This window comes from Bacillus sp. SIMBA_031 (assembly GCF_046535225.1).
GTDB lineage: Bacteria > Bacillota > Bacilli > Bacillales > Bacillaceae > Bacillus > Bacillus velezensis.
The window spans coordinates 1-246 of the sequence record NZ_JAWRXC010000562.1 but is presented as its reverse complement, the minus strand read 5'-3'; the positions used below and the strand labels follow the sequence as shown (position 1 = coordinate 246).

The following is a 246-nucleotide window of genomic DNA, read 5'->3' as shown; positions in this document are numbered from 1 at the left end:
GCTGCGGCAGCCTCACGTTCGTCGGTCACATCGCGTCCGACCGCATGAATGTAATTGTCATCCGGAACGGCGGTCCATGAAATCGTCCGATAGCCACCATCCCGAGCCTGATAGCGGTTCTCGAACGAGAAGGTTGTTGCTCCTTCGCTGAGTTTGCTGACTTCGGCCAGTGTTGCCTGCATATCATCCGGGTGGATAAGAGCCATGAACGAGCGCCCGACTAGGTCCCCCTCCTCCCAGTTAAAC

At 57.3% G+C, this 246-nt stretch carries 1 protein-coding gene; it reads right to left on the bottom strand.

Annotation, left to right across the window (positions count from 1 at the left end):
* Nucleotides 1-206 (bottom strand): PAS domain-containing protein (locus SB724_RS21370; RefSeq protein ID WP_410573029.1); only part of this gene is annotated, 206 nt, incomplete at its 3' end.
* Between the last annotated feature and the right edge of the window lie 40 nt (nt 207-246).